The sequence below is a fragment of the Rhizobium sp. Pop5 genome, assembly GCF_024721175.1.
Classification (GTDB): domain Bacteria; phylum Pseudomonadota; class Alphaproteobacteria; order Rhizobiales; family Rhizobiaceae; genus Rhizobium.
In genome coordinates this window covers 299,029-325,458 of the sequence record NZ_CP099402.1, presented here as the reverse complement: position 1 = coordinate 325,458, position 26,430 = coordinate 299,029, and the positions used below count along the sequence as shown (strand labels likewise).

Annotated in this window: 23 protein-coding genes and 2 pseudogenes; 17 read left to right on the top strand and 8 right to left on the bottom strand. The window is 62.4% G+C overall.

The genetic code is table 11. The features are described from left to right. On the bottom strand, positions 1 to 495 hold the full coding sequence (locus NE852_RS29550) for an Lrp/AsnC family transcriptional regulator (RefSeq protein WP_008532207.1): 495 nt from the start codon (positions 493 to 495) through the stop codon (positions 1 to 3). 173 nt (positions 496 to 668) lie between these two features. Here NE852_RS29550 and NE852_RS29545 point away from each other — a divergent pair, with 173 nt between their 5' ends. From NE852_RS29545 to NE852_RS29530, 4 genes are all read left to right on the top strand, one after another. Further along, complete coding sequence (locus NE852_RS29545; protein WP_008532209.1) at positions 669 to 872, top strand: hypothetical protein; 204 nt, start codon at positions 669 to 671, stop codon at positions 870 to 872. Positions 873 to 899: 27 nt separating this feature from the next. Then, positions 900 to 4,601 carry a trifunctional transcriptional regulator/proline dehydrogenase/L-glutamate gamma-semialdehyde dehydrogenase gene (putA, locus tag NE852_RS29540; RefSeq protein ID WP_258157165.1) on the top strand — a complete coding sequence of 1,234 codons (3,702 nt, stop codon included), beginning with the start codon at positions 900 to 902 and terminating at the stop codon, positions 4,599 to 4,601. Between the two features lie 272 nt (positions 4,602 to 4,873). Next, on the top strand, positions 4,874 to 7,417 hold the full coding sequence (locus tag NE852_RS29535; protein ID WP_008532216.1) for a methyl-accepting chemotaxis protein: 2,544 nt from the start codon (positions 4,874 to 4,876) through the stop codon (positions 7,415 to 7,417). A 135-nt stretch (positions 7,418 to 7,552) separates the two neighbouring features. Next, entirely contained in the window at positions 7,553 to 7,774 is a 222-nt protein-coding gene (locus NE852_RS29530) for a hypothetical protein (RefSeq protein WP_037173822.1), read from the top strand. A 30-nt stretch (positions 7,775 to 7,804) separates the two neighbouring features. Here NE852_RS29530 and NE852_RS29525 read toward each other — a convergent pair whose 3' ends face one another. After that, positions 7,805 to 8,116, bottom strand: a complete 312-nt coding sequence (locus tag NE852_RS29525; RefSeq protein ID WP_008532219.1) for a hypothetical protein — start codon at positions 8,114 to 8,116, stop codon at positions 7,805 to 7,807. Positions 8,117 to 8,455: 339 nt separating this feature from the next. Between NE852_RS29525 and NE852_RS29520 the strand changes: the two genes are divergently transcribed. Both NE852_RS29520 and NE852_RS29515 read left to right on the top strand, forming a co-directional pair. Further along, positions 8,456 to 9,586, top strand: coding sequence for an HPP family protein (locus tag NE852_RS29520; RefSeq protein ID WP_037173826.1), 1,131 nt, complete (start codon positions 8,456 to 8,458; stop codon positions 9,584 to 9,586). Positions 9,587 to 9,610: 24 nt separating this feature from the next. Continuing rightward, positions 9,611 to 9,889 carry a DUF6522 family protein gene (locus NE852_RS29515; protein WP_008532222.1) on the top strand — a complete coding sequence of 93 codons (279 nt, stop codon included), beginning with the start codon at positions 9,611 to 9,613 and terminating at the stop codon, positions 9,887 to 9,889. A 16-nt stretch (positions 9,890 to 9,905) separates the two neighbouring features. On the opposite strand, the gene NE852_RS29510 is transcribed toward NE852_RS29515, so the two are convergent. The 3 genes from NE852_RS29510 to NE852_RS29500 are packed head-to-tail and all read right to left on the bottom strand — an operon-like array spanning position 9,906 to position 12,202. Then, positions 9,906 to 10,157 (bottom strand): hypothetical protein, encoded by a 252-nt coding sequence (locus NE852_RS29510; RefSeq protein WP_037173836.1) that lies wholly within the window; start codon positions 10,155 to 10,157, stop codon positions 9,906 to 9,908. A 54-nt stretch (positions 10,158 to 10,211) separates the two neighbouring features. Beyond that, positions 10,212 to 11,837, bottom strand: coding sequence for a chaperonin GroEL (groL, locus tag NE852_RS29505; protein WP_008532224.1), 1,626 nt, complete (start codon positions 11,835 to 11,837; stop codon positions 10,212 to 10,214). Positions 11,838 to 11,887: 50 nt separating this feature from the next. Further along, the gene (locus tag NE852_RS29500) at positions 11,888 to 12,202 is read right to left on the bottom strand and encodes a co-chaperone GroES (protein WP_008532225.1); all 315 of its coding nucleotides are present in this window, start codon (positions 12,200 to 12,202) and stop codon (positions 11,888 to 11,890) included. 383 nt (positions 12,203 to 12,585) lie between these two features. Between NE852_RS29500 and NE852_RS29495 the strand changes: the two genes are divergently transcribed. The 5 genes and pseudogenes from NE852_RS29495 to NE852_RS29475 all read left to right on the top strand — a co-directional run. Further along, positions 12,586 to 12,876, top strand: a complete 291-nt coding sequence (locus tag NE852_RS29495; RefSeq protein WP_008532226.1) for a hypothetical protein — start codon at positions 12,586 to 12,588, stop codon at positions 12,874 to 12,876. A gap of 159 nt (positions 12,877 to 13,035) precedes the next feature. Then, positions 13,036 to 13,389, top strand: a complete 354-nt coding sequence (locus tag NE852_RS29490; RefSeq protein ID WP_008532227.1) for a hypothetical protein — start codon at positions 13,036 to 13,038, stop codon at positions 13,387 to 13,389. Between the two features lie 134 nt (positions 13,390 to 13,523). Beyond that, a pseudogene (locus tag NE852_RS29485) lies at positions 13,524 to 13,844 on the top strand (DUF2934 domain-containing protein); the annotation flags it as partial. Beyond that, a complete protein-coding gene (locus tag NE852_RS29480) occupies positions 13,845 to 14,264 on the top strand; it encodes an HD domain-containing protein (protein WP_008532228.1) in 420 nt (139 codons plus the stop codon). A 68-nt stretch (positions 14,265 to 14,332) separates the two neighbouring features. Further along, positions 14,333 to 14,452 (top strand): annotated as a pseudogene (locus tag NE852_RS29475) (type II toxin-antitoxin system RelE/ParE family toxin); the annotation flags it as partial. Positions 14,453 to 14,457: 5 nt separating this feature from the next. Here the strand turns inward: NE852_RS29475 and NE852_RS29470 are convergent. After that, positions 14,458 to 15,465, bottom strand: a complete 1,008-nt coding sequence (locus tag NE852_RS29470) for a LacI family DNA-binding transcriptional regulator (RefSeq protein WP_008532231.1) — start codon at positions 15,463 to 15,465, stop codon at positions 14,458 to 14,460. A 205-nt stretch (positions 15,466 to 15,670) separates the two neighbouring features. Between NE852_RS29470 and NE852_RS29465 the strand changes: the two genes are divergently transcribed. From NE852_RS29465 to NE852_RS29440, 6 genes are all read left to right on the top strand, one after another. After that, positions 15,671 to 16,996: an alpha-L-fucosidase gene (locus NE852_RS29465; protein WP_008532232.1), complete on the top strand. Its 1,326-nt coding sequence runs from the start codon at positions 15,671 to 15,673 to the stop codon at positions 16,994 to 16,996. Between the two features lie 48 nt (positions 16,997 to 17,044). Then, entirely contained in the window at positions 17,045 to 18,265 is a 1,221-nt protein-coding gene (locus NE852_RS29460) for a sugar ABC transporter substrate-binding protein (protein ID WP_008532233.1), read from the top strand. A 75-nt stretch (positions 18,266 to 18,340) separates the two neighbouring features. Further along, positions 18,341 to 19,315, top strand: a complete 975-nt coding sequence (locus NE852_RS29455; RefSeq protein ID WP_008532234.1) for a carbohydrate ABC transporter permease — start codon at positions 18,341 to 18,343, stop codon at positions 19,313 to 19,315. Further along, positions 19,305 to 20,189, top strand: a complete 885-nt coding sequence (locus NE852_RS29450; protein WP_258157164.1) for a carbohydrate ABC transporter permease — start codon at positions 19,305 to 19,307, stop codon at positions 20,187 to 20,189. Before NE852_RS29455 ends, NE852_RS29450 begins: the two co-directional genes overlap by 11 nt. Before the next feature lie 161 nt (positions 20,190 to 20,350). Continuing rightward, positions 20,351 to 21,280 (top strand): substrate-binding domain-containing protein, encoded by a 930-nt coding sequence (locus NE852_RS29445; RefSeq protein WP_008532236.1) that lies wholly within the window; start codon positions 20,351 to 20,353, stop codon positions 21,278 to 21,280. A 16-nt stretch (positions 21,281 to 21,296) separates the two neighbouring features. Then, positions 21,297 to 23,441 carry a methyl-accepting chemotaxis protein gene (locus NE852_RS29440; RefSeq protein ID WP_008532237.1) on the top strand — a complete coding sequence of 715 codons (2,145 nt, stop codon included), beginning with the start codon at positions 21,297 to 21,299 and terminating at the stop codon, positions 23,439 to 23,441. A 68-nt stretch (positions 23,442 to 23,509) separates the two neighbouring features. Here NE852_RS29440 and NE852_RS29435 read toward each other — a convergent pair whose 3' ends face one another. Both NE852_RS29435 and NE852_RS29430 read right to left on the bottom strand, forming a co-directional pair. After that, the gene (locus NE852_RS29435) at positions 23,510 to 24,766 is read right to left on the bottom strand and encodes a DUF3422 domain-containing protein (protein ID WP_258157163.1); all 1,257 of its coding nucleotides are present in this window, start codon (positions 24,764 to 24,766) and stop codon (positions 23,510 to 23,512) included. A gap of 357 nt (positions 24,767 to 25,123) precedes the next feature. Beyond that, on the bottom strand, positions 25,124 to 26,410 hold the full coding sequence (locus NE852_RS29430; protein WP_008532245.1) for an ABC transporter substrate-binding protein: 1,287 nt from the start codon (positions 26,408 to 26,410) through the stop codon (positions 25,124 to 25,126). Positions 26,411 to 26,430: the final 20 nt, after the last annotated feature.

The following is a 26,430-nucleotide window of genomic DNA, read 5'->3' as shown; positions in this document are numbered from 1 at the left end:
TCACGAAAGACTTGAACCGAACTTGTCCCAGCCTTCCTTGATCGTCTCCATCGCGACGTTCGTCGAGGTGTTGGCAACGTGGGGCAGTGTGGAGATGCGTTCGCCCAGCACGCGGCGGTAGCGGCCGATGTCGCGGGTGCGGATTTTCAGGAGATAGTCGAACCTGCCGGCGATCATGTGGCATTCTTCGACCTCCCTGATCTTCTTGATGGCCTCGTTGAAGCTTCTCAGCGCATCCTCGCGGGTGTCGGAGAGCTTCACCTCGACGAAAGCGATGTGGTCGAGCTGCATTTTCGCCGGATTGAGGACGGCCCTGAAGCCTTCGATATAGCCTTCGCTGATCAGCCGCTTGAAGCGAAGCTGACAGGGCGTCTTCGAGAGCCCGACGCGCGCGGCCAGATCGGTGATCGACAGCCTGCCATCCTCGGCGAGCGCCGCGAGGATCTTTCTGTCGAACTGGTCCAATTCACTAAAGATGTCCGGTTCGTTGGCCATTTTAACTCTCGAATGCAATTTAATAAGTTCATACAGGTTGAAAATGGTGAAAATCAAGTGAGATCGCGGTCCGCGATCTGTGATACCTTATGCGTCGACAATGGGATGGAGGGCGCAGGCGCTTGACGCATCGTCAGGATCGCATCGGCGCCACACGCAAAATGGGGTCATGCATGGGCAGGGAAAAACAGGATGACGACGAGAAGCCGGACCTCATCGCCCACTACCGGCCGGTAGCGATCAGGGCCGTGGCGGCAGCGCTGACCGTCAAACGCGACAAGCCGGCGCGCCCGCTTCGCGAGACGGAATATTCCGGCCCAGCCGTCACGGATGATGCTAGCTGGAACGATGAACCCGGCGTCTCATTCATCCGTTAAACCAGAGATCGATTGATAGGGACCTCCATGCTGAACGCAGCGCTCGACACCACGCCATCCAATTCCAACGGCGCGCCGTTCTCGGCCTTTGCACCGCCGATCCGCCCGCAATCGGAACTTCGCCAGGCGATCACGGCCGCCTATCGCCGCCCGGAGACCGAATGCCTGCCGCCCCTCGTTGCGGCCGCGCGCGTTTCCGAGGCGAAGCGCTACGACATCCGCAGCACCGCCCGTACCCTGATCGAGGCGTTGCGCGCCAAGCACAAGGGCACCGGTGTCGAGGGGTTGGTGCAGGAATATTCGCTTTCCAGCCAGGAAGGCGTGGCGCTGATGTGCCTTGCGGAAGCGCTGTTGCGCATTCCAGACACGGACACCCGTGACGCGCTGATCCGCGACAAGATCGCCGAGGGCAACTGGACCTCGCATATCGGCGGCGGCAAATCCATGTTCGTCAACGCCGCCACGTGGGGCCTCGTCGTCACTGGCAAACTCACTTCGACAGTCAACGACCGCAGCCTGTCGGCGGCGCTGACACGGCTGATCGCGCGCGCCGGCGAGCCGGTCATCCGCCGCGGCGTCGATATGGCGATGCGCATGATGGGCGAGCAGTTCGTCACCGGCGAAACGATCGAGGAGGCGCTGAAACGCGCCCGCCCGCTCGAAGCGCGGGGCTTCCGCTATTCCTACGACATGCTGGGCGAGGCGGCGACGACCGCCGCAGACGCCGAGCGTTATTTCAAGGACTATGAAAAGGCGATCCACGCCATCGGCAAAGCAGCGGACGGGCGCGGCATCTATGACGGCCCGGGTATCTCGATCAAGCTTTCGGCCCTGCACCCCCGTTATGTCAGGTCGCAGGCCGGCCGGGTGATGGGAGAACTGCTGCCGAAGGTCAAGGCGCTCGCCGCTCTCGCCAAGTCCTACGATATCGGCCTCAACATCGATGCCGAGGAAGCCGACCGGCTGGAGCTTTCGCTCGATCTCCTCGAAGAACTCTGCTTTGCCCCCGAGATTGCCGGCTGGAACGGGCTCGGCTTCGTCGTCCAGGCCTATGGCAAGCGCTGCCCCTTCGTGCTCGACTACATCATCGATCTCGCGCGCCGCTCCGGGCGCCGGATGATGGTGCGCCTCGTCAAGGGCGCCTATTGGGATGCCGAGATCAAGCGCGCCCAGCTCGACGGTCTCGACGACTATCCGGTCTATACCCGCAAGATCTATACCGACGTTGCCTATATCGCTTGCGCTCGCAAGCTGCTGGCCGCCGCCGATGCCGTCTTCCCGCAATTCGCCACCCACAATGCGCAGACGCTCGCCACGATCTATCATCTGGCAGGCCCCGATTTCGCCGTCGGCAAATATGAATTCCAGTGCCTGCATGGAATGGGCGAACCGCTTTATGACGAGGTCGTCGGCAAGGAGAAGCTCGACCGGCCCTGCAGAATCTATGCACCTGTCGGAACACATGAGACGCTGCTTGCCTATCTCGTCCGCCGCCTGCTCGAAAACGGCGCCAATTCCTCCTTCGTGCACCGCATCTCCGATCCGAATGTTTCGGTCGAGGCGCTGATCGCCGATCCGGCCGAGACCGTCGGGGCCATGCCCGTCGTCGGCGCGCCGCATGTGCAGATCGCGGCACCCAAGGCCCTTTACGGCAGCGCCCGCGCCAATTCGAGCGGCCTTGATCTCTCGAGCGAAACCACGCTTTCTAACTTGGCAGAGGCGCTCGCCTCCACGGCCTCAGCCCCGTGGCATGCGCTTCCGCTTCTTGCCGACGGTTCGACGGACGGTGTGACGCGCGACGTCCTCAATCCCGCCGATCACCGCGATGTCGTCGGCACGGTCACTGAACTCAAGGTCGAGGAGGCTGCCCGTGTCGTTGCGATGGCGGCCGAATATGCGCCGCAATGGGCCGCCGTGCCGCCGGCAGAGCGCGCCGCCTGCCTCGATCGGGCGGCCGATATCATGCAGGCCCGCATCAAGGTGCTGATGGGCATCGTCATGCGCGAAGCCGGCAAGTCCGCGGCCAATGCGGTCGGCGAAGTGCGCGAGGCGGTTGACTTCCTACGTTATTACGCCGATCAGGCCCGCAAGACCCTCGGGCCGTCGCATTTGCCGCTCGGCCCGATCGTCTGCATCAGCCCGTGGAATTTCCCGCTGGCGATCTTCACCGGCCAGGTTGCCGCGGCACTCGTGGCCGGCAATCCTGTGCTGGCGAAACCGGCCGGCGTTACGCCGATCATCGCCTCCGAGAGCGTCAAGATCCTCCATGAGGCCGGTGTGCCGGTCGGCGCGCTGCAGTTCGTGCCCGGCAGCGGCCGCCTCGGCGCCGGCATGGTCGGAGCCCAGGAAACCGCGGGCGTCATGTTTACCGGCTCGACTGAGGTTGCCCGCATGATCCAGGCGCAGCTTGCCGAACGCCTGTCGGCGACCGGCAAACCGATCCCGCTGATTGCCGAAACCGGCGGCCAGAACGGCATGATCGTCGATTCCTCCGCCTTGGCCGAACAGGTCGTGGCCGACGTCGTGACCTCGGCCTTCGACAGCGCCGGCCAGCGCTGCTCGGCGCTGCGCGTTCTCTGCCTGCAGGACGACGTCGCCGACAGGACGCTTGCCATGCTGAAGGGCGCTTTCCGTGAGCTGACGATCGGCCGCACGGATCGCCTCAGCATCGATGTCGGCCCTGTCATCAACGACGGCGCGAAGGCGGAGATCGACCAGCATATCGAAGCGATGCGCGGCGCCGGCCGCAAGGTGGAGCAACTGCCGCTGCCGGAAAGTGCCGCGGCGGGAACCTTCGTTCCGCCGACGATCATCGAGATCAAATCGCTGTCCGACCTGACGAAGGAAGTCTTCGGGCCGGTGCTGCATGTCGTCCGCTTCAAGCGAAACGGTCTCGACCGCCTCATCGATGACATCAACGCCTCGGGTTACGGCCTGACATTCGGGCTTCACACCCGGCTCGACGAAACGATCGCGCATGTGACGAGCCGCATCAAGGCCGGCAATCTTTACGTCAACCGCAACATCATCGGTGCGGTCGTCGGCGTCCAGCCTTTCGGTGGCCGTGGCCTGTCGGGAACCGGCCCGAAGGCCGGCGGTCCGCTCTATATCGGCCGACTGGTGCAACGCGCCCCGGTGCCGCCGCAGCAGGATTCCGTTCATACCGACCTTGCCCTGCGCGACTATATCATCTGGCTCGACAAGAAGGGCCTGCCGGGTGAGGGCGAAGCGGCCCGCGGCTATGCGAACCGCTCGGCGCTCGGCCTCGAACGCGAACTCGCCGGCCCCGTCGGCGAGCGCAATCTCTATGCGCTCCACCCTCGCGGCCGCATTCTTCTCGTGCCGCAGACGGAAAGCGGGCTCTATCGGCAGATCGCCGCCGCCCTTTCCACGGGCAACCATGTCGTCATCGACGCGGGCTCCATATCGAAGTCGGCGCTGGCGAACCTGCCTGCCGCTGTCGCCGGCCGCGTTTCCTGGACCTCGGATTGGGAAAAGGACGGGCCGTTCTCGGGTGCGCTCGTCGAAGGGGATCGCGACAGGGTTCTTGCCGTCAACCGGAAGATCGCCGCGCTTCCCGGCCCGCTTCTGCTGGTCCAGGCCGCGACCGCCGAGGAACTGGCGAGCGACCTCGAGACCTATTGCCTCAACTGGCTGCTGGAGGAGGTGTCGACATCGATCAACACGGCGGCCGCCGGCGGCAATGCGAGCCTCATGGCCATCGGCTGAACGAGACAGGTCGAGGGCGCAGACAGCGTTCCTCCGGGCCACGGGCACTGCCTGCCGACTTCTCCTTCGGCATGCTCGGGCTTGTGCCCCGAGCATCTGCGCCCGGTCGATATGGAGCAGATCGTCGGCACAAGGCCGAGGATGAAGCCGGATGGGCCCTCGACCACATCTCCAACGGCTCTAAACGAACTCGACACTATTGACCATTTTTTTAGCAGTTGCGGCTATCGTCGCGCGATCAGGCGTGACCATTCCTGGGGCGGGGATATTTTATGGCATTCATTGATCGACTGTTGCAGCGCATGCGGATTGTGACGAAGGTTCTCTTCTTCGTGGTGCCCCTGGTTGTGCTCATCGCCGGTATCGGCCTTTTCGGCTATTTCACCGCCGGCACGCTCAAAGGCCAGATGACGCTGACGCGGCAGACAATCGACACGCTTTCCAGCTTCCAGCAACTACGGTCGGCGCTGACGGCCTTTACCGACCTTCCGACGTCAGCCACGCGCGATCGGCTGATCGCTGGCATTTCCGATCAGGAAAAGGGCGCAGCAACGCTCGATGCCATGCTCTCCGATCCCGCGCAGAAGCAGCAGATCTCCGCGGTGCGCGAACTTGGCGGCAAGATGCAGGGCGGCGCCGACGCGCTCTGGGCGATATCGCAGGAGCGGGCGAATACCGAACACGAGATCGACGACGCCGTGGCGCAGCTTTTCAAGGAAAGCCAGACCGCCCGCAAGCAGCTCGACGTTCTCCAGGATCAGGCGAACGGGAAGGAAGCCTTCGTTCGGGCGCTGCTTCTCGATGCCTCAGCCTACAAGAATATTGGGCAGCGCATAACAAAGTTGCGCAAGGCGACCGCGCAGGCAACTGCGCCAGCGGATATCGCCGGCGCTCTCGGCAGCCTCTTGCCCCCACTCGTCAAGGAGATCGGCGCGAGCGCCGCACTCGCCTCCGACAAGGCCCAAAGCCAGATTGCCGCGCTGAAGCCGGTATTGGATAAGCTCGCCGCGACGGCCAAGGACAGCGCCAACCTGACGCTCGAGAGCTATGCTCCCGTCGACCAGGATCTGCAGGGCTTTGAGGAGAAGTTCGGAAAGCTCGCCTCCGGCAATGCCGATATCGCGATCGAGCGCTATGTCGGCATGGACGCGAACATCGCCACGCTTCGCTCGATGGTGACGATCGTCAATACCGCATTCAAATCGATCGACGATCTGCGCCTGCACCTGAGTGAGCTGAACAGGCGGGTCGATGCCGAAGCGCGGGATGCCGTTCTCGCCGATCTCAAGGCGCTGCGCGAAAGCGCCGCACAACTCGTACCCTTGAGCGGGAAAAATGCCGCCTTGCAGGAACTTGCAAAGAAGATCGAGCCGTCCCTGGCCTCAATCGAAAAGGATAGCTCGCTTCTGATATCGATCGCGGACCGGTGGCAGAAGAACAGAGAAACGGCGACCGAGCTTGTGGCGTCGGCAAGCCATACGCTCGAGCAGTTTGTCAGCACGGCGCAGGAGAGCGGCAGGGAAATCAGCCAGCGCTCGGCCACGATGTCGCTCTCGGCGATGATCGCGGGCACCGTGCTTGCGATCATCGGCGGCCTCATGCTGATCGAAACGTTGCGCGGGCCGCTGAAGCGGATCACCCAAACCATGATGAGACTTGCCGACGGCGATCTCAACGTGCCGATCGGCGACGGCAAGCGCGGCGACGAGATCGGCGACATGATCCGCTCCGTCACCGTCTTCCGCGATCAGGCGCTGGAGAAGACCAGGCTGGAAGAGGTCGCCGAGGCAAACAGGACGCGCGACGAACGGGAGCAGGCCCGCCGCGCGGCCGAGCAGGCGCGCATCGAGGCCGAACAGAGCGAGGCTCTAAGCGCCCTGTCCGATATGCTCGGCAAGCTTGCCAATGGCAATCTCGCCGCCGAGATGAGCGAGGATCTCGCCGCCGAGTATGTCGCGATGGCGCGGACCTACAATCACGCCATCGATGCGCTGCGCCTAACGCTCGCCGAGGTTCGCAACACGACCTACGAGATCGCCGAGGGCAGCACCAACCTCTCGGGCGCGGCCGACGATCTGGCGCGCCGCACGGAGCAACAGGCAGCGGCACTTGAAGACAGCTCGCGCGTGCTCGGCGAACTCACCGTCAGCGTGCGGGCGACGGCCGAAAACGCGAACCAGACGTCGCGCTCGGTCGCCGAAGCCTACCGCCAGGCGGAGCATTCCGCTGCCGTCGTCGCCAAGGCCGTCGATGCCATGGGCGCGATCAACCGGTCGTCGGAGAAGGTTACCAGCATCATCGGCGTGATCGACGAGATCGCTTTCCAGACCAATCTTCTCGCGCTCAATGCGGGTGTGGAAGCCGCCCGTGCGGGAGAGGCCGGCAGAGGTTTTGCCGTCGTCGCCCAGGAGGTTCGCGAGCTTGCGCAGCGTTGCGCCACCGCCGCCCGCGAGATCAAGGGGCTCATCTCCAACAGCGCATCGCAGGTCGGCGCCGGCGTCAAGCTCGTCGAGGAGACCGGCGAGGCTCTGTCGGCGATCATGGAGCACTTCACCTCGATCAACGGGCTCGTGCAGGTCATCTCGTCCTCGACGACCACGCAGTCCAAGGGCATCGAGGAGGTCAACAACGCCGTTCGCGACGTCGAGCACATCACCCAGCACAACGCCGCCATGGTGGAGGAAAACACCGCGGAAATTCATAGGCTCCGCCAACAGGTGGAAGTCTTGAACGAAAGTATCTCGTACTTCCAGACCGCTGTCGCCGATGGCGGCAGGACGCAGGCGGCCGGCCGGTCGATGCCCCTGGCCTCCTGAGGCGGCCTGCTCTCGGCAAACCAGGGATTTCCACGCGCTTCAAACTCCGGGGTGACGGATACCGGCTCACGGTGCATTGAAATTATATCGTAGTACGATATATTATTGGATGTTCATCAATGAGGAGCGAACTCCGTGATAAATCGATTGCATTCGAAACTCCATCATCCCGCGCCTTATCCCGCTGACGAGGTGTTTGAAAATCTCAGGCAAAGGCTTCGCGTCCTGCTTGATGATGGCGATGTGAGCCGCTGGGCGCTTTTGCGAGCGGAGTGGGCCTATGACGTGGCCCTGCTGGCGAATGATTTTCGTCTCTGGATGCAGCACCTCGACCGGAGCTTCGATGCCGCACGATAGGCGTCGTTCTTGGCCGCTGGCCCGGATGGCTCAACCGATCGAGCGCAGCCCGAGATAGGCCGCCAGGCTGACGGCGGAAAGGGCGATCGTCAGCCTCGGCCTCGCATCGTCAAAGGTGGCAGCCAGCAAGAGGCCGAGCATCAGGATGACGGATTTTGCCCAGAGATTCTGATCGGAGACGGTGAAGGCAATCGTCCCCAGAAAGACGGCGCTGGCGACAACCGTCACCGGAGCTGACTTCTCGGCGAGATCGCCGCCCGGAAAATAGGGCAGAAGAAAACGCCGCATGCTGAGGCCTGAAGCCACGCTCAGGAGAAGACAGGTCAAGACAAGATGCAACATGGGGCGGTCGCCGATCGATCTGCAGATGGGAATGTCGATGCAAGCCCCATGCCAGCCGCAAGGCCCGGAATCGTCAGCGGCAGAGGCAATGTCGCGGCCTGCATGGCTATTTACTCGGCGTTGCGATCCTTTTTTCGGCAACCAAGTCCCACTTCGTTGGGGCAGTCCAAATTATGTCGCAATACGACTTGAGTGGCGGAAATGGTTTTTATATAGAGAATTGTCCGCCTCCACGAAGTCCTGAGTGCGATGAAAGGCAGAGAGATCAGGCTGTCGACGAATTAACCGCCCGCCTTCCCCGCTCTCCGCCCGATAACTTCCCTCAACATTGGTCTTGTCATGCAGTATCCCGTTTCCCCGAAGGTGGGACCGAGCCGCTTCCGCCGCTTCCGCTTGTTTTCGCCGATCCTGGCCGGAGCAACTTTACGGGAGCGATTGATCGCATGCCTCGGCGCCTTGATGGCGATCGGCCTCACCGGCGTCATCAGCGGTTATCTTTTCGGGCAGGGGCCGCATCTTCCCTTGATCGTCGCGCCGATGGGCGCTTCCGCCGTGCTTCTCTTCGCTGTGCCCGCAAGTCCGCTCGCGCAGCCGTGGTCGATTATCGGCGGCAACACCATTTCCGCGATGATGGGCATCATCGCCTCCTATTTCATCCGTGACCCGATCATCGCGACCGGCGTCGGCGTGTCGCTTGCGATCGGCGCGATGTCTTTCACGCGATGCCTTCATCCGCCGGGAGGGGCTGCGGCGCTGACCGCCGTCCTCGGCGGTCCCGTCGTGGCCGGCTGGGGCTTCCTCTTTCCCTTCGTGCCGGTCGCGCTGAATTCCTGCCTCCTCGTCGGCCTCGGCCTGTTGTTCCACAAGCTTTCCAGACGAAACTATCCGCATGTCGTTCCCAAGCCCGCTGAGAATACCCATCAGACCGTCGACCTGCCGTCTGCCGCCCGGGTCGGTTTCCGCGAGGAGGATGTCGACGCGGCTCTCGAAGCGCTCGACGAAACCTTCGATATCGATCGGGCCGATCTGAGCCGGCTGTTGCAGCAGGTCGAGCTGCAGGCGACCATCCGCTCGAACGCCAAAATCAGCTGTGCCGATATCATGTCACGCGATGTGATCGCCGTCGGCGAAGCTTCCGAGCCGGAAGCCGCACGGCATCTGCTCCTGAAGCACAATATCCGCACGCTGCCGGTAAAGGACCCGGAGGGCCGTCTCATCGGCACCGTCGGCTTGAGGGAATTGTCGACGAGCGCCGATACGATCTCGGCCGCGATCTCGAGACCGCCGGTGGCAAGGTCTTCGGATGCCGCACTTTCGCTTTTGCCCGTTCTGACGGACGGGCGCACGCATGCCGTCATCATCGTCGATGACGATTACCGGATCCTCGGCCTGATATCGCAGACGGATCTCCTGAGCGCCGTGGCGCGGCTGCTGCCCAACGACAGCGCCGCCATCTCGGCCGTGGCCTGAGCCTGATATAGGCGGAGAATAGCGGTGCTGATCGAACGCGACGCAAATGGGGACTTTATCCTCGATTCATCCGAACTCGCCGAGCGGTTTGGCCTGTCATTGGCCGATCTCCGCCGCCACATGCGGCATGGCTCCGTCGCCAGCACCGTGGAGATCGGCACCGGCGAACACGAGGGCACCAAGCGGGTGTCGCTCCGCCTCGGCAACAGGCTTTGGCGCGCGGTGCTGAACGATGAGAACGAAGTGCAGCACGAAGAGATGACCGTCATTCGGCCGAACTCGCCCGGGCGGCGGCTGCGCTGAGCCGCGCCATGGCAAATCAGGACGTCGGCTCATCGCCACTTGCTGGCGCGAACAGGCCGCGGGCGGCCTCGACCATCACCCGCAGGTGAACGGGATCGCGCACGCCTTGCCGGTAGAGCTCGATGATGATACCCGCCATTCGTTCGGCTTCGTCGCTGTCCTTGGCCACCGCGTAGTCGGATCTGATCTTGTCGAAGACGCGCTGGCAGGTTTCGAGATCGCAGGAGTCCAGCGGAACCTGCGATCGGTTTACGATCGTTTGAACCATCTCCATTCCCTCGGAAAAAAGGCCCGTCCGGCGATGCGGACAGGCCGGTGATTGTCAGAAATCCATGCCGCCGGGAGGCATTGCAGGAGCAGCCTCCTTCTTAGGCTTCTCGGCGATCATGGCTTCCGTCGTGACGAGGAGACCGGCGATCGACGAGGCATCCTGAAGCGCGGTGCGAACCACCTTGGCCGGATCGATGACGCCCTGGGCGTAGAGGTCGCCATATTCGCCTGTCTGGGCGTTCCAGCCATAGGAGAATTCGCTCTTCTCACGCAGTTTGCCGACGATAACAGAGCCTTCCGCCCCGGCGTTTTCGGCGATTTGGCGCGCCGGCGCTTCGAGTGCGCGGCGGACGATGTCGATGCCGACACGCTGCTCGTCATTGGCGGTCTTGACGGTGTCGAGTGCCTTGACGGCGCGCAGCAGCGCCACGCCGCCGCCCGGCAGGATGCCTTCCTCGACCGCCGCGCGGGTTGCATGCAGCGCGTCGTCGACGCGGTCCTTCTTTTCCTTCACTTCGACTTCCGTCGAACCGCCGACGCGGATGACGGCAACGCCGCCGGCGAGCTTGGCAAGACGTTCCTGCAGCTTCTCGCGATCGTAGTCGGAGGTGGTTTCTTCGATCTGCGCCTTGATCTGAGCGATGCGGCCCGAGATGTCCGATTTCGACCCGACGCCGTCGATGATGGTCGTGTTCTCCTTTTCGATCGAAATCTTCTTGGCACGGCCGAGCATGTCGAGCGTGACGCTTTCGAGCTTGATGCCGAGATCTTCGGCGATGACGGTGCCGGCAGTCAGGACGGCGATGTCTTCCAGCATGGCCTTGCGGCGGTCGCCGAAGCCCGGAGCCTTGACGGCAGCGATCTTGAGGCCGCCGCGTAGCTTGTTGACGACGAGGGTTGCGAGGGCTTCGCCTTCGACGTCTTCAGCGATGATGAGGAGCGGCTTGCCGGTCTGGACGACGGCTTCGAGAACCGGGAGCATCGACTGCAGGTTCGAGAGTTTCTTCTCGTGCAGCAGGATATAGGGATCCTCGAACTCGGTCCGCATCTTGTCCGGATTGGTGACGAAATAGGGGCTCAAATAGCCGCGGTCGAACTGCATGCCTTCGACGACTTCGAGTTCGGTCTCCGCGGTCTTGGCTTCCTCGACGGTGATGACACCGTCATTGCCGACCTTTTCCATGGCTTCCGCCAGGAAGCGGCCGATTTCGGCATCGCCATTGGCGGAGATCGTGCCGACCTGGGCGATCTCGGAATTGTTGGAGATTTTGCGGGCGTTGGTCTTCAGTTCGCCGACAATGGCGCTGACCGCGAGATCGATGCCGCGCTTCAGGTCCATCGGGTTCATGCCGGCGGCAACGGCCTTGGCGCCTTCGCGAACGATCGCCTGGGCAAGAACGGTTGCGGTCGTCGTGCCGTCGCCGGCGATGTCGCTGGTCTTCGAAGCGACTTCGCGGACCATCTGGGCGCCCATATTCTCGAACTTGTCTTCGAGTTCGATTTCCTTGGCGACCGAAACGCCGTCCTTGGTGACGCGCGGCGCGCCGAAGGACTTGTCGATCACGACATTGCGGCCCTTCGGGCCGAGCGTGACCTTGACCGCATCGGCGAGAATATCGACGCCGCGCAGCAGCTTGTCGCGGGCTTCGACGCTGAATTTGACTTCTTTAGCAGCCATGTCCTCACTCCTTCATAGGCAGCTGGCGTTATTCGTATGGGCAGGCTGTCTCAGGCGGCCTGTTGCTTTTCGCCCTGCGCCTCGATGATGCCCATCACATCGCTCTCCTTCATGATCAGCAGCTCTTCGCCGTTGATCTTGATCTCGGTGCCGGACCATTTGCCGAACAGGATGCGGTCGCCGACCTTGACGTCGAGCGGCTGGATCTGGCCGGCGTCGTTGCGCGCGCCGGGTCCGGCGGCGATGACTTCGCCTTCCTGCGGCTTCTCCTTGGCGGTGTCGGGGATGATGATGCCGCCCTTGGTCTTTTCCTCGGAGCTGACCCGGCGGACGAGAATGCGATCGTGAAGCGGTCGGAACGACATGTCTTCCTCCATGGGTAAACGATGGTGTTGCTCCCGGCCGGACTGGATGCTCAGCCAGGCGGGGACCTCGCTCAGTGGCCTGCCGAACCCACGCGGGCGGGTGCGGAGCCGCGAGCGTTTCGTGCAAATGATCTGGTTTGGCGGGTGGCGATTTCAAGAGGCTGGAGGAAAAATTTGGCACTCTCGATCGTTGAGTGCCAACGCCGCCCGGGAACGGAAAATCGGTTTCCGCGTTGGAAATAAAGGCGATAGTCGTCGCGCTCGGATTTCGAAGGCGAGTTCAGGCTGCCTCAAGGCTTGAAACCGGATTTCGGCATTCCCAGCTCTGGGTGATCGAGGCTCGATGAGCTCGGTTGTGTCCCACGTCTTCAGGAGTGGCTGAAATGGAAGAGAAAACCAATCTAATCAAAGACCTCAGCATCGAGGAACGCGAAGAAATCTTCGTCGATATCGCTCGTACGCTGGAAGATACGGCGCGCGAGGCGCTGGTCGAAGGCAACAGGCAGTTTGCGGACCTTTCCACCAACATGGCCGAGGCGATCCGCGTCAATGCCGACGAGCTCGCCCGTGACGATCCGGAAAATGCCGAACGTGTTTTGCAGGAGGCAACGGCGATGATCCTGCAGTTCGAGGCCGTCCATCCCTATCGCATGGTGAGCATGGCCGTTCACTGACGCCGTCCGGCTTCAATCAATCTTCACTTCCATCCGCGCGAGACGGAACTCTCCGGGCCTGCAAGGGTTATTGGATCACGATGGCGAACGCTGATCCATGACGCCCGCGCCTTGAGGCAGGCCATGGCGCCTTCGCACCAAGGGAAGGAGGATCGTGGCATGATTATCATATCCACCGTGCCGCCCGAGAGCGGCACTGACGATGCGCGTTGTGCCGATACTGAAGAGGCGGAGAACGATCGCAAAAGGGCATTGGAAGCCGCCCAGCGCAACGCAAGAGACACACCGGCCCCCGGGATCGACACCGAAACCCAGAGCCTGCGGCTTGCCAGGGAATATCTGCGTCTTGGCGGCCATCGCCGGGCCAAGATAGACGACAATATCATCACGGTGCGCCACTGGGAGGCGGATCCCCCGGAGGCCGAGGACTTCTGGAGGGAGCGGGTGGAGACGCTTTCAAGAGCTGAGCGCCAACAGGTGGAACATTATCTTCCAACCATCAACACGCCCTGAAAGCCTCGAGCGCAGCCAATCGCGAAAGGGTCGGAGACATACGGTAATGCATCGATGCCTGGCGAGCTGCGTCGAAAGCTGCCGGGAGATGGCGGTCTGACGTCCTCGATCGGCTGCCCGGATTGGAGGAGATCATGGCCATAGACAAGCACGAACAGATTCGTCGCCGCGCCTACGAGATCTGGGAGGCCGAAGGCCGGCCCGAGGGCGCGGAGATGCGCCATTGGCTGCAGGCCTGCGACGAACTGGCCGGCGAGGACGAGTATGAGACGTTGCAGGACATGATCGACCAAGATGACCGAGACGATGCGGCCCTGCTTCAAGGGGCCGGCGAGAGCGGAGACTTCGATCCGCCTCGAACCACGCCCGGTAGGGCTGCCGAGACAATGCCGGAGATCGAGATTGCCGCCGGCGCGAAAAGCCCTCGGTCGGAAAGATCGGAGGGCCGTGATCCCGTGCAACATTTCGATCATGCCGTTCAGATCGCTCTCGAAGCGCATGAGGGGCAGAAGGACAAGACCGGCCGGCCCTACTTCGAACACTGCCAGCGGGTCGCACGCAATGTTTCCGGCGACGAGGAGCGAACGATCGCCTACCTCCACGACGTCGTCGAGAAAGGAAGCGGCTGGACGCTCGACAGGCTGAGGGAGGAAGGCTTTTCGCCGGCAGTGGTCTCCGCCGTGGACGCCCTGACGAGGCGGCCGGACGAGCCGGACGACGATTTCGTCAGGCGCGCGGCGGCAAACCCGTTCGCCTTGCCGGTCAAGCAGGCCGACCTTGAAGACAATCTCCAGCAGGCCGAACAAGCCGGCAAGAGCCCGGAAAAATACCAGCGCGGCCTGGCTCTTCTCCGCGATATCAGCAACGGTTCATAGTTTTTCCGAGCGGATTATTTTTCAAACCTTGAATGCAGAATAGCTCGGTTTCGGCCAGAGGTGAGGTGCGGCTTGAGGAGTTCGACCCTCGCGAGGTGCGCCGCATTCTCGCCGGCCGTTATGAGCTGCGCTATGAAATCCAGCAGTCGACAATCTATGTATTACGGCTTTGGCGTGAGGATCGGTAAAGCCGTCACAGCCGCCTGGTCGATTCCCCTCGGACGAATCTCGGCGTGAGGATGATGTCCCGTGGCGGCTCGGCGGCGGCCTCGGGGCTTGCGATCCTAGTAAGCAGGCGCTGTGCGGCGAGTTCGCCGAGTTTCTGCGCATCCTGCACGACCATGGTGATGTGGGGGGTGATGACGTTGCTCCAGGGCACGTCGTCGACCATGGCGAGCGACACGTCGTCGGGGCAGCGGAAGCCCATTTCCTGCATGACCTGCAGGGTCGCCAGGCCTGTCATGTTGTTGGCGCCGATGATGGCGGTCGGCCGGTCGCGGCGAGTGAGCAGGCGCATCGCCTGCGCGTGGCCACCGGCCCTGGTATAGCCGCCCTCGACCACCAGCGAAGGATCGACTTCGACCCCGGCGCCGGCCATCGTGTTCAGGAATCCCGTCAGGCGCTCGTTGGCGGTGTACAAGCTGCTCGGGCCTGAGATCAGGGCGATGCGCCGGTGGCCGAGCTGCAGCAGGTGCTCCGTCAGGATGGTCGTCGTCAGCGCATTGTCGGAGCCGACGAAATCGCGTCCCGCACCTTCCACTTTCTGGTCGAACATCACGATCGGCGTCCTGAACTCACGCAGGAAGGTTGCATATTCCTCGCCGTGTCCGTTTGCCGCCAGCGCGATGCCGGCGATCTTCTGCGCCTCCAGCCGCTCCAGCAGCGCACGCTCGAGATCGGCCCTGCCGGAGGAATCCGCGATCAGGACGAAATAGCCGTTGTCGAGCGCCTGGTGTTCGATCTCTCGGCGGACGTCGCCGAAGAACATGTTGCCGAGATTGGCCGCAACGAAGCCGATCAGCGAGCTTCGCCCGCGCGCCAGCGTCTGGGCCACCGGATCGATGCGGTAGCCCGTCGATTTTATCGCCTGCTGGATGCGGTCGAGCGTTTCGGCGCCGACCCGCTTCGGGCTGTTGAGCGCCAGCGAGACGGTGGAGATCGAAACCCCCGCAATGCGCGCGACGTCACGTATGGTCGTCATATTTATCGAACCGGTTCTAAAGCCTTCTTTTGTCAGATTTTATGCGCCGTTGCAATATACGTTGCTCAATTGTCCGACAAATAGGGGCTCTCTCTAAAGTTTTGTGATTTCCGAATTTCGGCTTGACAGGCGCAGGTTCAGGCAAGATGATCCGTCACCGAACCGGTTCGACATGATGTGGATCGGAAACAGGGAGGAGAAACCTGTGACAAGTTCGGAGCGCCAACTTGAAAATTCGGTGCCGGGAGCGGGAAAGCACGCCTGGTTCAGCCATGACCGCCTCGGCATGTTCATCCACTGGGGCCTCTATGCCCTGGGCGCCCGGCATGAGTGGTTGAAGAACCGCGAAGAGCTGACCGACGACCACTATCAGCGCTATTTCGACAATTTCGATCCCGATCTCTACGATCCCAAGGAATGGGCGCGCCGCGCCCGTCTCGCCGGCATGAAATATGTCGTGGTGACGACCAAGCATCACGAGGGTTTCTGCCTCTGGGACAGCAAGTTCACCGATTACAAGGCGCCGAACACGCCCTGCGGCAAGGATCTCCTGACGCCGCTGGTCGAGGCCTTCCGCGCCGAAGGGTTGAAAGTCGGCTTCTACTATTCGCTGCTCGACTGGCACCATCCGGATTTCCCGATCGACCTGCACCATCCCTTGCGCAACCATCCGGAAGCCAAGGCGCTGAATGCCAGCCGCAACGTCGCCAATTACGCGGCCTATATGCGCGAACAGGTGCGCGAGCTGCTGACCGGCTTCGGCCGCGTCGACATCATCTGGTTCGATTTCAGCTATCCCGGGCCTGCGCGCGAATATCGCGGCCTGCCCGGCAAGGGACGTGACGACTGGCAGAGCGAGCGGCTGGTCGCGCTGGCGCGCGAGCTGCAACCCGAAATCATCATCAACAACCGCCTCGACCTGCCGCCCGGAACTTTGCCCGACATCACAACGCCGGAACAATACACGCCCCGCGTGGCGCCTGCCATCGCCAGCCAGGGTGTGCTCTGGGAAGCCTGCCACACCTTCAGCGGCTCCTGGGGCTATCACCGTGACGAGGATAGCTGGAAGAGCCCGGAACAGATCATCCAGCTGCTGATCGATTCCGTTGCGCTCGGCGGCAACCTGCTGATGAATGTCGGCCCGACCGGGCGGGGCACGTTCGATGCGCGCGCCATCGAGGCGCTCGAAGTCTACCGGAAATGGATTGAGGTCAACGGGCGCTCCATCTATGGAGCCGGCCCGTCGGAACTTCCGGCGCCGGCCGGCTGCCGCTATACCCAGCGCGGCAACCGGCTCTACCTGCATGTCTATAACTGGCCTTACCGCCACATCCATGTCGAGGGCATCGCCGGCAGGATCGCCTATATGCAGTTCCTGCACGACGCCAGCGAGGTGCGCTGGCTTACCCACACCAGGGATGTGGATCCCAATGTCGGCGTGATGGTGCCGGAAGGCATCGTCATGCTCGAACTGCCGGTCCGGCGACCCGATGTCACCGTGCCGGTGATCGAGATCGTCCTCAAGGCGTAGTCGATCCCACTTGCGTGTCCATTGCGTTCATGGAGGGAGGAGAAACCCATGAAGGTGTTGAAGAAAACGCTTATGCTTGCCGCAATCGGCAGCAGCCTTTTTGCCACAGCCGCATCGGCCGAACAGGTCAACCTGACCTGGCAGATGTGGACCGGTTCCGATGCCGATACCAAGAGCTGGCAGCACCTCGCGGATATGGTGACTGCCAAATATCCCGATATAAAGGTGACGCTGACGACGACCGGCTGGGTCGATTACTGGACCAGGCTGCCGGTGCTGGCGGCATCTGGCCAGCTCGCCGACATCGTTTCCATGCAGTCGCTGCGCATGCCGAATTTCTATTCGCTGCTCGAGCCGCTGAACGATCGCATCGCCGCCGACAAGTTCGACGTCGGTGCTTTCACCCCTTCGATCATCGGCGGCATGTCCGTCGACAAGCAGCTCTATGGGCTGCCCTATGACGTCGGTCCCTGGGTTATCTACTATAACCAGGACGCGCTTGAAGCCGCTGGTATTCCGCTGCCGAAGCCGGGCTGGACGCTTGCCGAGTTTACCGATGCCGCCAAGAAGCTGACGAAGGACGGCAAGTACGGTTTCGGCATCACCCCGCAGAACTATTCGGTCCTGGCCTCGGCCTGGGGCGACAAATATATAAACGACGCTGGGGAGCTCGACCTGATCAATCCCAGCGCCGTTGCCGCTGCCGACAAGGTGATCGGCTTTGCCGCCAAGGACAAGATCGCGCCGCTGGTGCCCTCCAGCGCCGATGCCGGCAACGTCATCCAGGGCCGGTTCAATTCGGGCAACGTCGCCATGTATATCGACGGTCCCTGGTCGATCATCGGCATGAAGGGCAAGGCCAACTTCAAGATCGGCCTCACCACCCTGCCGCGCGACCAAGGGGAGCTTTCGGCCGTCACCGCGGGCTCGGGTTTCGGCATTGCCACGACGAGCAAGAACAAGGATGCGGCCTGGAAGGCGATCCAGGTGCTGACCAGCCCGGAAGCACTGGCCTACCTTGCCGAGGGAGGGCGTGCGCTGCCGGCGCGCACCGCTTCGCAATCCTCCTGGTACAAGGTGGCGGCCAAGGACATCACCAATGGCGGCGAGGCCATCGACTATTCCCTGGCGCATTCCGTGCCCTACGTGATCACCAATAACTGGGCGGCGGTGGAAAACCTCTTCAACCAGTACTTCCCGCCCGCCTTCGCCGGCAGCGCCGACGCCAAGCAGACGATGGACGCCATCCAGAGCCTCGCGCAGCAATAGGCGCCATGCGTCACGGGACGCACCGTCGCTTTGAATCCGCGCATGATCCCTGCGAAATCGATTACCACTGGGGTCATGCGCCAGCTCTCGCTCTGGCAGGAATTGCCGCGCATGGAGGAAGATATGTCGGAAAGCGCCGTCGCCGAACTTCCCTTGCAGCCCGTTCAGTCACGGCGCTTCCTGAAGCCGGAGACGCAGACGGCGATGGTGTTCCTGCTGCCGAGCTTCCTCGGTTTCATGATCTTCATAGCCCTGCCGATCATGGCGTCGCTGGCCCTCAGTTTTACCAACTGGCAGCTGATCTCGACGCCGGCCTTCGTCGGCTTTCAGAATTACATCAAGCTCTTCACGGTCGATCCGGCCTTCTACACCATATTGAGCAACACGCTGTTCTTCGCCGTCGAATATCTGGCGCTGAACGTCATCGTCTCGCTGACGCTCGCCGTCTGGATATCGAGCCTGAAACACGGCAAGGCGATCTTCCGGGTGATCTTCTTCCTGCCGACCTTTACCCCGACGATCGCCGCCTCCGTGGTGTGGCTGTTGATCTTCACGCCGGATGGGCTGGCCGACACCATCATCCGTTCGCTCGGTCTCGGCCTGCCGAATTTCCTGCTGAGCTCGAGCTGGGCAATGCAGGCGGTCGTGCTCGTCACCCTCTGGGCCAATGTCGGCTACAACGTCGTGATGTTCAACGCGGCGCTCGACCTGGTGCCGAAGCAATATCTCGAAGCGGCGATGATCGACGGTGCCGGGCCTTGGCGGCGCTTCTGGCGCATCCGGCTGCCGCTCATCTCGCCCACGGTCTTCTTCGCCACCGTCATGACGGCCATCACCTCGCTGCAGGTCTTCGACGAGATCTTTGCCATGACGCGCGGCGGCCCGGGCTCGGCGACGGCGACACTCGGTTTCGCCATCTATCAGAAGGGCTTTACCAATTTCCAGATGGGCTATGCCTCCGCTCTCGCCTGGGTGATGTTCGTCATGATCATGGCGCTCACCATCCTGCAGTTCCGCATGCAGCGCAAATGGGTGCATTATGACGAATAGCCCGATCTCACGGCCTCCGCATTCCGTCTCGGCCAACCGGCATCGCCTGCTGCGGCGCATCGGCGCCTTCGCGAGCTATGCCGGACTTTCGCTGGTCGCGCTGCTTTTTCTCTTTCCCTTCTTCTGGATGGTGTCGAACGCGGTGCGCTCCAATGAGGAGGTGCTGGCCGTGCCGGTTCGCATCTTTCCCGAGGCGTATCAGTGGGGCAACTTCGTCGAGGCCCTGGTTTCGTTGCCCTTCGGGATTTTCCTGCTGAATTCCGTCATCGTCGCCTGCGGCGTCACCGCGATCGTGATCGTGGTATCCTGCCTTTCCGCCTATGCTTTCGCCCGGCTGAAGTTCCCCTGCCGGGAAGGGATGCTGCTCACCTATCTCAGCACGCTGATGATCCCGCAGGTGATGCTGGTCATCCCGCTTTTCCTCGTCGTCAGCAAGCTCGGCTGGATCAACACCTATCATGGCATGATCCTGCCGGTCGCCTTCTCTTCCTTCGGCACCTTCCTGCTGCGCCAGTTCATCCTCGGCATTCCGAAGGACCTCGACGAGGCGGCGATGATGGATGGGGCTTCGCGCCTGCGCATTCTCGTCGCGGTCATCGTTCCGCTTGCCATGCCGGCGATCGGTCTGCTCGCGCTCTTCACCTTCATCGCCCAATGGAAGAGCTTCCTCTGGCCGCTGATCGCCACGAGCGGTCTCGACAAGGCCACGCTGCCGCTCGGCCTCACGCTGTTCCAGACACGGCAGGGCACTGCCTGGAACTACATCATGGCCGGCGCGACCATCTCCATGGTGCCGGGCGTCATCCTGGCGATCGTGCTGCAAAGAGTGATCTACAAGGGCATCAGCGTCAGCTCCGGCTTCGGCGGGCGATGATTTATCATAATAAACAAAGACTTGATTTCATCCCATCAAGTCTGGCTTGATGCTTTTCCAAACCGGCTGGCCGCCGGTTCATTTTCGTTTGCCTGCGCAAAGTAAAATTTAACTATGATTTGAAATAAACGAAATTCTATCCAGTTCGCGCAGGAAAATTCATGAGAACTGCAACGCTCGCATCCATCGCCCTGGCGATGTCCGTCTCCGTCGCCAACGCCCAGACGATCGGCGTCTCGATGTCCGATCTCGACAAATTCAGGACGGTGCTCCTCAACGGTGTCGTCTCACATGGCCAGACGATCTCCGGCCTCAAGCTCGTCACCGAAAACGCCAAGGGCGACAACGAGCTGCAGAAACAGCAGGTCCAGAAGCTCATCGCCGACAAGGTCGACGCGATCATCCTGGCGGTTTCCGATGGCGACCTCGGGCCGCAAATGACCAAGATGGCGGCGGATGCCGGCATTCCGCTGGTTTACATCAACAACGTCCCCTCCAACCTGCTCGACCTGCCGGAAAATCAGGTGGTGGTTGCCTCCAACGAGAAGGAATCCGGAACGCTGGAGACCAAGCAGGTCTGCGCGCTCCTCAAGGGCAAGGGCCGCGTCGTCGTGCTGATGGGCGAACCCTTCCACGCCGCTGCCCGCGCCCGCACCCAGGACATTTCGGACGTGATCGCGACACCGGAATGCAAGGGTCTCGAGATCGTCGAGCGGCAGGCGGCCTATTGGTCACGCGACTACGCCGATCAGCAGATGCAGGAATGGCTCGCCGCCGGCGTCAAGTTCGACGCTGTTATCGCCAACAATGATGAGATGGCGCTTGGCGCGATCCGCGCCATGAAGAAGGCCGGCATGCCGATGAAGGATGTCGTCGTCGCCGGTGTCGATGCGACCGACGATGCGCTCGCCGCGATGGTATCAGGCGATCTCGATGTCACCATTCTCCAGAGCGCCGTCGGGCAGGGCGCGGCCGCGGTCGATGCCGCCGTGAAGCTCGCCAACAAGGAGAAGGTGCCGCGCGAAAACAACGTTCCCTTCGAACTCGTGACACCTGACAACATCGCCAAGTACCTGCCGAAGAGCCAGTGAGCATAAGAGGGTCATAATGTTGCATTTCTGGAATAAATTCGGCATTCGCGCACAGATCACCTCGGGTTTCGTGCCGTTGATCCTGCTGATGAGCCTGCTCACCGTCAGCGCGATTTCGGGCATGAACGGGCTCGCCTCGATCTTCGCATCCTACCGCGCCACAGCAGGCCAGAGCCTCGCCATCTCCGGCTACAGCGATCAGCTGCACGAGATACAGATGTCGGCGGAAGCCTTCCGCTCCACGCCGACCCAGGCGGTCGTCGACAGTTTTCGCGCCGGCGTGAAGGCTTTCGAAGCGGATGATCCGCGTTTTGCCGGCAACAAGGATCTGCAGTCTGGTCTTGCGACGATCCGTCAGGACATCGCCGCCTACGGCAAGGCCTTCGAACAAATCGTCTCGCTTCAGGCCCGCCGTGACCTGCTGATCTCCAAGGTCACCGAATTCGGCCCCTGGACCAGCATCGCGCTCAACGACGTCATGCGCAGCGCCTGGCGCCAGAACGACGTGGCTCTGCTGCACATGACGGCGGCGACGCTGGAGGCGCTGAACCGCAGCCTCTATTTCTCCGAACGCTTCGTGCATTCCAACGATTTTGCCGCTTACGACACGGCGCAGGCTGCTCTTGCCGAAGCGGTTTCGCTTAACGATGCCGCCGCCGCGGCCGCGAAGAACGAACTGCAGAAGAAGCGCTTGATGGGCGCCGGCCAGCTCATGCAGAACTACACCGCCCGCCTCGTCGACATGAAGGACGTGCTGCAGGCCTCCGGCAATGTCCGCCAGACGCAGCTCAACGTGCTCGCGCCGAAAATATCGGGCGAATTCAAGGATCTGCAGGCGACGGTCACCGGCGCGCAGAAGGACTTGGACGGTTCCGTCGAATCCATGGTCTCCTCGGCGACCAGCGCGACGCTGGTCATCAGCGGCCTCCTGATCGTCATCGGTCTCGTGCTCTCCTATTTCGTCGGCCGGCTGATTTCTTCCGCCGTTCGCGGCATGGCGCAATCCATGCAGCAGCTTGCCCGCGGCGACGAGGCCATCGTGATCACGGGCGTCGAACATCGTCATGAACTCGGCGCCATGGCGCGTTCGTTGAAGGTCTTCCAGGAAACGGGCCGTGCCAAGCTGATTGCCGAAGCCAATGCCGAACGCGCACGGCTGGCCGCCGAAGAAGAACGGCTGCGCCAGGAAGCCGAGCGCCTCAGCGACGCGCAGGTGATGGAGCATGCCTTCCGCCAGATTTCGCTCGGTCTCGACGCGCTCTCGAAGGGCGATCTCTCCGTGCGCGTCGGCGACGTCGATCATCGCTATGTCAGGATCCGCGATCACTTCAACAGCTCGGTCGCCAGCCTCGAAGAGGTGATCGATTCCGTCATCCGCGCGGTCACGACCATCCGCTCCGGCCTTGCCGAAATCTCGACGGCCTCCAACGATCTTGCCCGCCGCACCGAGCAGCAGGCCGCGTCGCTCGAGGAAACCGTCGCGGCCCTCGGAGACGTCACCCGCGGCGTCAACGGAACGGCAGAGGGCGCCAGCCGCGCTCAGGCTGTCGTTGCGACCGCCCGCACCAATGCCGCAAAGGGCGGCGAGATCGTCTCCCGCGCCATCGCTGCGATGACGGAAATCCAGAACTCGTCGTCGAAGATCGGCAACATCATCGGCGTCATCGACGAGATCGCCTTCCAGACCAACCTGCTGGCGCTGAATGCCGGCGTCGAGGCGGCCCGTGCGGGCGAAGCGGGCAAGGGTTTTGCCGTCGTCGCCCAGGAGGTGCGCGAACTCGCCCAGCGCTCGGCCAATGCGGCAAGAGAGATCAAGCAACTGATCTCCACCTCCTCGACGCAGGTCAAGGCGGGCGTGGAGCTGGTCGGCGAATCCGGCGTTTCGCTCGAACAGATCGTCGAGCAGGTGACTGCGATGAATGCGACCGTCGCCGAGATCGCGGTGGCGGCCCGCGAGCAGGCCACAAGCCTGCGCGAGGTTTCGGCCGCCGGCGACCAGATGGACAAGGTCACGCAGCAGAACGCCGCGATGGTCGAAGAGACCACGGCCGCCGCGCAGAGCCTGACGCAGGAAACCGAAAGCCTTGCCGAATTGCTGCGGCGGTTCAGGACACGCAGCGGCCGGGCGTCGGAGCATCGCCATTACGCAATGGCCTCCTGACGCTCTGATGCAGGCAAGCACACGCCGCCGCCTCGAAAGGGCGGCGGCGTTTGCGTGTCTGTGGCGTGTCAGTGGCTTCCGGATATCGGGCTGTGCGGGGCGCCGGCAATGCTTCTGCGAACGTGACGAACGGCGGTCCAGACGGCGAAGAGCACCAGCGGGATGGCTGCGAGCACGGCGAGCTTGGCCATATGCGGATCGACGCCCAGTTCGGAAATGCTTTCGAGGCAGATCTTGGCGAGGCCGACGGTGTAATAGGTGATGGCGATGACGGAGAAGCCTTCGACCGCCTGCTGGATGTGCACCTGGATGCGCGCCCTCTCTTCCATCGAGGTCAGCAGCGAAGCGTTCTGATCTTCGAGCTGAACCTGCACGGTGGTTCTGAGCAGATCGCCGGCGAGACTGACCCGTTCGGCGAGTTCATCGAGGCGGCGCTCTGCGGCATGCACGGAACGCACGGCCGGCTGGAAGCGCCGTCCGATGAAGGTGCCGATCCGCTGGCGCTGCTCGACGCGCTCCTCGCGCAGCTCCGATACCCGGCTGGCGACGATCTCGGCATAGGCTTTCGTCGCCCCGAAGCGGTGGCGCGCAAGGGCCGAGAAGTTGAGGACGTCGGAGGAGAGCCTGGTCACTTCGGAAAGCAGCGCCTTGTCGACTTTGACTGCGCTTTGCATGTGCGTGATCAGGAGATCGAGGCGCCGGTCGAAGGCCGAGAGCTGCGAGATGGTCTCGCGCGCCATCGGCATCGCCAGCATCGACATCATCCTGTAGGTTTCGATTTCGAGGACGCGCCGGACCATGCGGCCGGTGCGATAGGCGTTAAGGTTGCGGTTGAAGAACAGGAATTCGACGAAACCGCCCTCGCTCAGGCGGAAATTCGAATGCACTTCGGCATCGCCGCCGCCGACCTTGGAGGCGACGTAGTCGAGGTTGGGTTTTTCGAGACCGTCCTTCTCGTCACGCACCAGCACCCGGACGGCGGCGATCACCTTTCCGTCGATCCTGTCGCAGCAGGCCTGGAAAGCCTCGGGCGGATGGCTGCCGGGCGCAGACGCTGCCGGCGTGACGAAGGTGAGGGTGAGGAACTCGGTATGCGCCTCCCATTTCAGCCGGCCGTCGCCGAAGCGGCCGATGCCGTGGTTGCCTCCGAGAGTGGTCGAGACGTCCTCCAATCCCGGCAGGGAAACCGGCAGCGGAGGCGAGCCGTTGTCGCCGACGATGGCGACATGCCAGACATCGGTATCGCCATCGAAGTAAAGCGACGGCCGCGCATGCAGCTCGTCATGCAACTCCCTGCGCAGCGGATGCTCGGAACCCATCGGCATGGAAATGCACCTCTAAATGGTAGACGGATCGACGGCTGACGTGACCGGGGTTGCCGGCCTTTTGAACTGACCACGACGCCTATAGCCTCTCCGGCGGCGCGTGTCACGACGACTTCACCGCGGATGCGTAAGAGGACCTGAATATACTTGATCGAGCCGCAATACTGGGGAAGTTGCTCCACTGTACGGTAACGTCGGTCCCGGCGCGATGCCGGTCGGCGGCGATCCGATCTCTTCCGCGATATGCCGGCCGGCCGGAAGCATGAGCCGAAGCATGGGCAAAAAAACGATCAGCCACGGCCCCTTGCAAGGTCGTGGCTGATGCAGCGCGCAATCTGTGGGAGACAGGCGCGGCCGTTACTTGTTGGCGGCGAGCGCCACGTTGATCTTGTCGACGTCCGCGCTCATCGCCTTGAAGGCGTCTTCGAGGGAAAGCTCGCCGACGATCAGCTGGCTCATCCGCTGCACGATCAGCTGATACATGGCCCCCGATCCCTTGAGGCGTTCCAGGTCGCGGGCGGCCTGCGGCGCGCTGTCGCGGGCTGCGAGGAAGACGGCCATGGCGTCCTTGGCATTCTTGCTGGTCAGCTTGTACTGCGGATCCTTGATGTTGGCGCCGGTCAGGATGACGTAGTTTTCGGCGATTTCACGTTGGACCTTTTCAGAGCCGAGGAACTCGATGAACGAGGCGACGGCCTGCGGATACTTGGTGCGCTTGAAGCCGACGATCGCAGTACCACCCGGCATCGCATAGCAGCCGGCATCGCCGCAGGGAGCGCTGATTGCCGTCCAGTCGAAGCCGTCGCCGATCTTCTGCTGGAACGGATTGACCATCCAGTTGCCGGCAATATAGGTCACGACGTTGCCGTTGACGAACTCGTCGCCCATGTTCTTATACTGGGTTCCGCCGGCAGCACCCCACATTTCCTTGGGGAAGGAGCCGTCTTTCGTCCAGTTGTAGAGATCGGTGATGTAGCGCTTGGCGGCATCGTCGGGGAACGAGAACTTGCCGTCCTTGACGTAGTTCGAACCGTAGGAGAAGGCCGCACCGGAGAAGCGGTGGCCCGAGCGGTCCATCGTGAAGGGGATCTGGGCGCCGGTCGCCTTGGCGACGCGGGCGGAAGCTTCGACGATCTCCTTCAGCGTGGCGGTCGGCTTCGGAAGCGGTTCCTTGGCCTGGTCGAACAGCGTCTTGTTGACGAAGGGCAGGTTGAAGGTCTGCGAGGCGACGTAGCCGTTGATTGAGTTCGGATCGTTGACGCCGGGGAAACGAAGCGTGTTCAGGCTGTCACCGTGCAGCTTGGCGAAGCCGTCGGGATCCTTCATCAGCGGGCGCATGTCGAGGTAATAGGGCGCCAGCTGCCAATCGGTGATCTTGGCGACGTCGGGACCTTCGCCGATGGCGAGCTGCACCGGCAGCTGCTTGGCGACGGCATCATAGCCCGACGAAACGAAATTCACCTTGATGTCGGGATGCGCCGTCTCGAATTCCTTGCTCAGCGCTTCCATCCGCTCGACGTAAGCCTGGTCGTCGTCGGTGAAGAGAAAGGTGATCGTCTGGGTTTCCGCCATGGCGACGCTCGACCAGGCGAAGGAAACGGTGGCCAGCGCCAATGCGAAAGCCCCTGAGAGATAGGTTTTCATTTTCATCCTCCCATGAAAAC

Excerpts from the sequence above, each read along its gene's own strand:
- NE852_RS29550 (WP_008532207.1), bottom strand. The coding sequence starts at position 495 with ATGGCCAACGAACCGGACATCTTTAGTGAATTGGACCAGTTCGACAGA.
- NE852_RS29545 (WP_008532209.1), top strand. The coding sequence starts at position 669 with ATGGGCAGGGAAAAACAGGATGACGACGAGAAGCCGGACCTCATCGCC.
- putA (WP_258157165.1), top strand. The coding sequence starts at position 900 with ATGCTGAACGCAGCGCTCGACACCACGCCATCCAATTCCAACGGCGCG.
- NE852_RS29535 (WP_008532216.1), top strand. The coding sequence starts at position 4,874 with ATGGCATTCATTGATCGACTGTTGCAGCGCATGCGGATTGTGACGAAG.
- NE852_RS29525 (WP_008532219.1), bottom strand. The coding sequence starts at position 8,116 with ATGTTGCATCTTGTCTTGACCTGTCTTCTCCTGAGCGTGGCTTCAGGC.
- NE852_RS29520 (WP_037173826.1), top strand. The coding sequence starts at position 8,456 with ATGCAGTATCCCGTTTCCCCGAAGGTGGGACCGAGCCGCTTCCGCCGC.
- NE852_RS29510 (WP_037173836.1), bottom strand. The coding sequence starts at position 10,157 with ATGGTTCAAACGATCGTAAACCGATCGCAGGTTCCGCTGGACTCCTGC.
- groL (WP_008532224.1), bottom strand. The coding sequence starts at position 11,837 with ATGGCTGCTAAAGAAGTCAAATTCAGCGTCGAAGCCCGCGACAAGCTG.
- NE852_RS29500 (WP_008532225.1), bottom strand. The coding sequence starts at position 12,202 with ATGTCGTTCCGACCGCTTCACGATCGCATTCTCGTCCGCCGGGTCAGC.
- NE852_RS29495 (WP_008532226.1), top strand. The coding sequence starts at position 12,586 with ATGGAAGAGAAAACCAATCTAATCAAAGACCTCAGCATCGAGGAACGC.
- NE852_RS29490 (WP_008532227.1), top strand. The coding sequence starts at position 13,036 with ATGATTATCATATCCACCGTGCCGCCCGAGAGCGGCACTGACGATGCG.
- NE852_RS29470 (WP_008532231.1), bottom strand. The coding sequence starts at position 15,465 with ATGACGACCATACGTGACGTCGCGCGCATTGCGGGGGTTTCGATCTCC.
- NE852_RS29460 (WP_008532233.1), top strand. The coding sequence starts at position 17,045 with ATGAAGGTGTTGAAGAAAACGCTTATGCTTGCCGCAATCGGCAGCAGC.
- NE852_RS29455 (WP_008532234.1), top strand. The coding sequence starts at position 18,341 with ATGCGCCAGCTCTCGCTCTGGCAGGAATTGCCGCGCATGGAGGAAGAT.
- NE852_RS29450 (WP_258157164.1), top strand. The coding sequence starts at position 19,305 with ATGACGAATAGCCCGATCTCACGGCCTCCGCATTCCGTCTCGGCCAAC.
- NE852_RS29445 (WP_008532236.1), top strand. The coding sequence starts at position 20,351 with ATGAGAACTGCAACGCTCGCATCCATCGCCCTGGCGATGTCCGTCTCC.
- NE852_RS29440 (WP_008532237.1), top strand. The coding sequence starts at position 21,297 with ATGTTGCATTTCTGGAATAAATTCGGCATTCGCGCACAGATCACCTCG.
- NE852_RS29435 (WP_258157163.1), bottom strand. The coding sequence starts at position 24,766 with ATGCCGATGGGTTCCGAGCATCCGCTGCGCAGGGAGTTGCATGACGAG.
- NE852_RS29430 (WP_008532245.1), bottom strand. The coding sequence starts at position 26,410 with ATGAAAACCTATCTCTCAGGGGCTTTCGCATTGGCGCTGGCCACCGTT.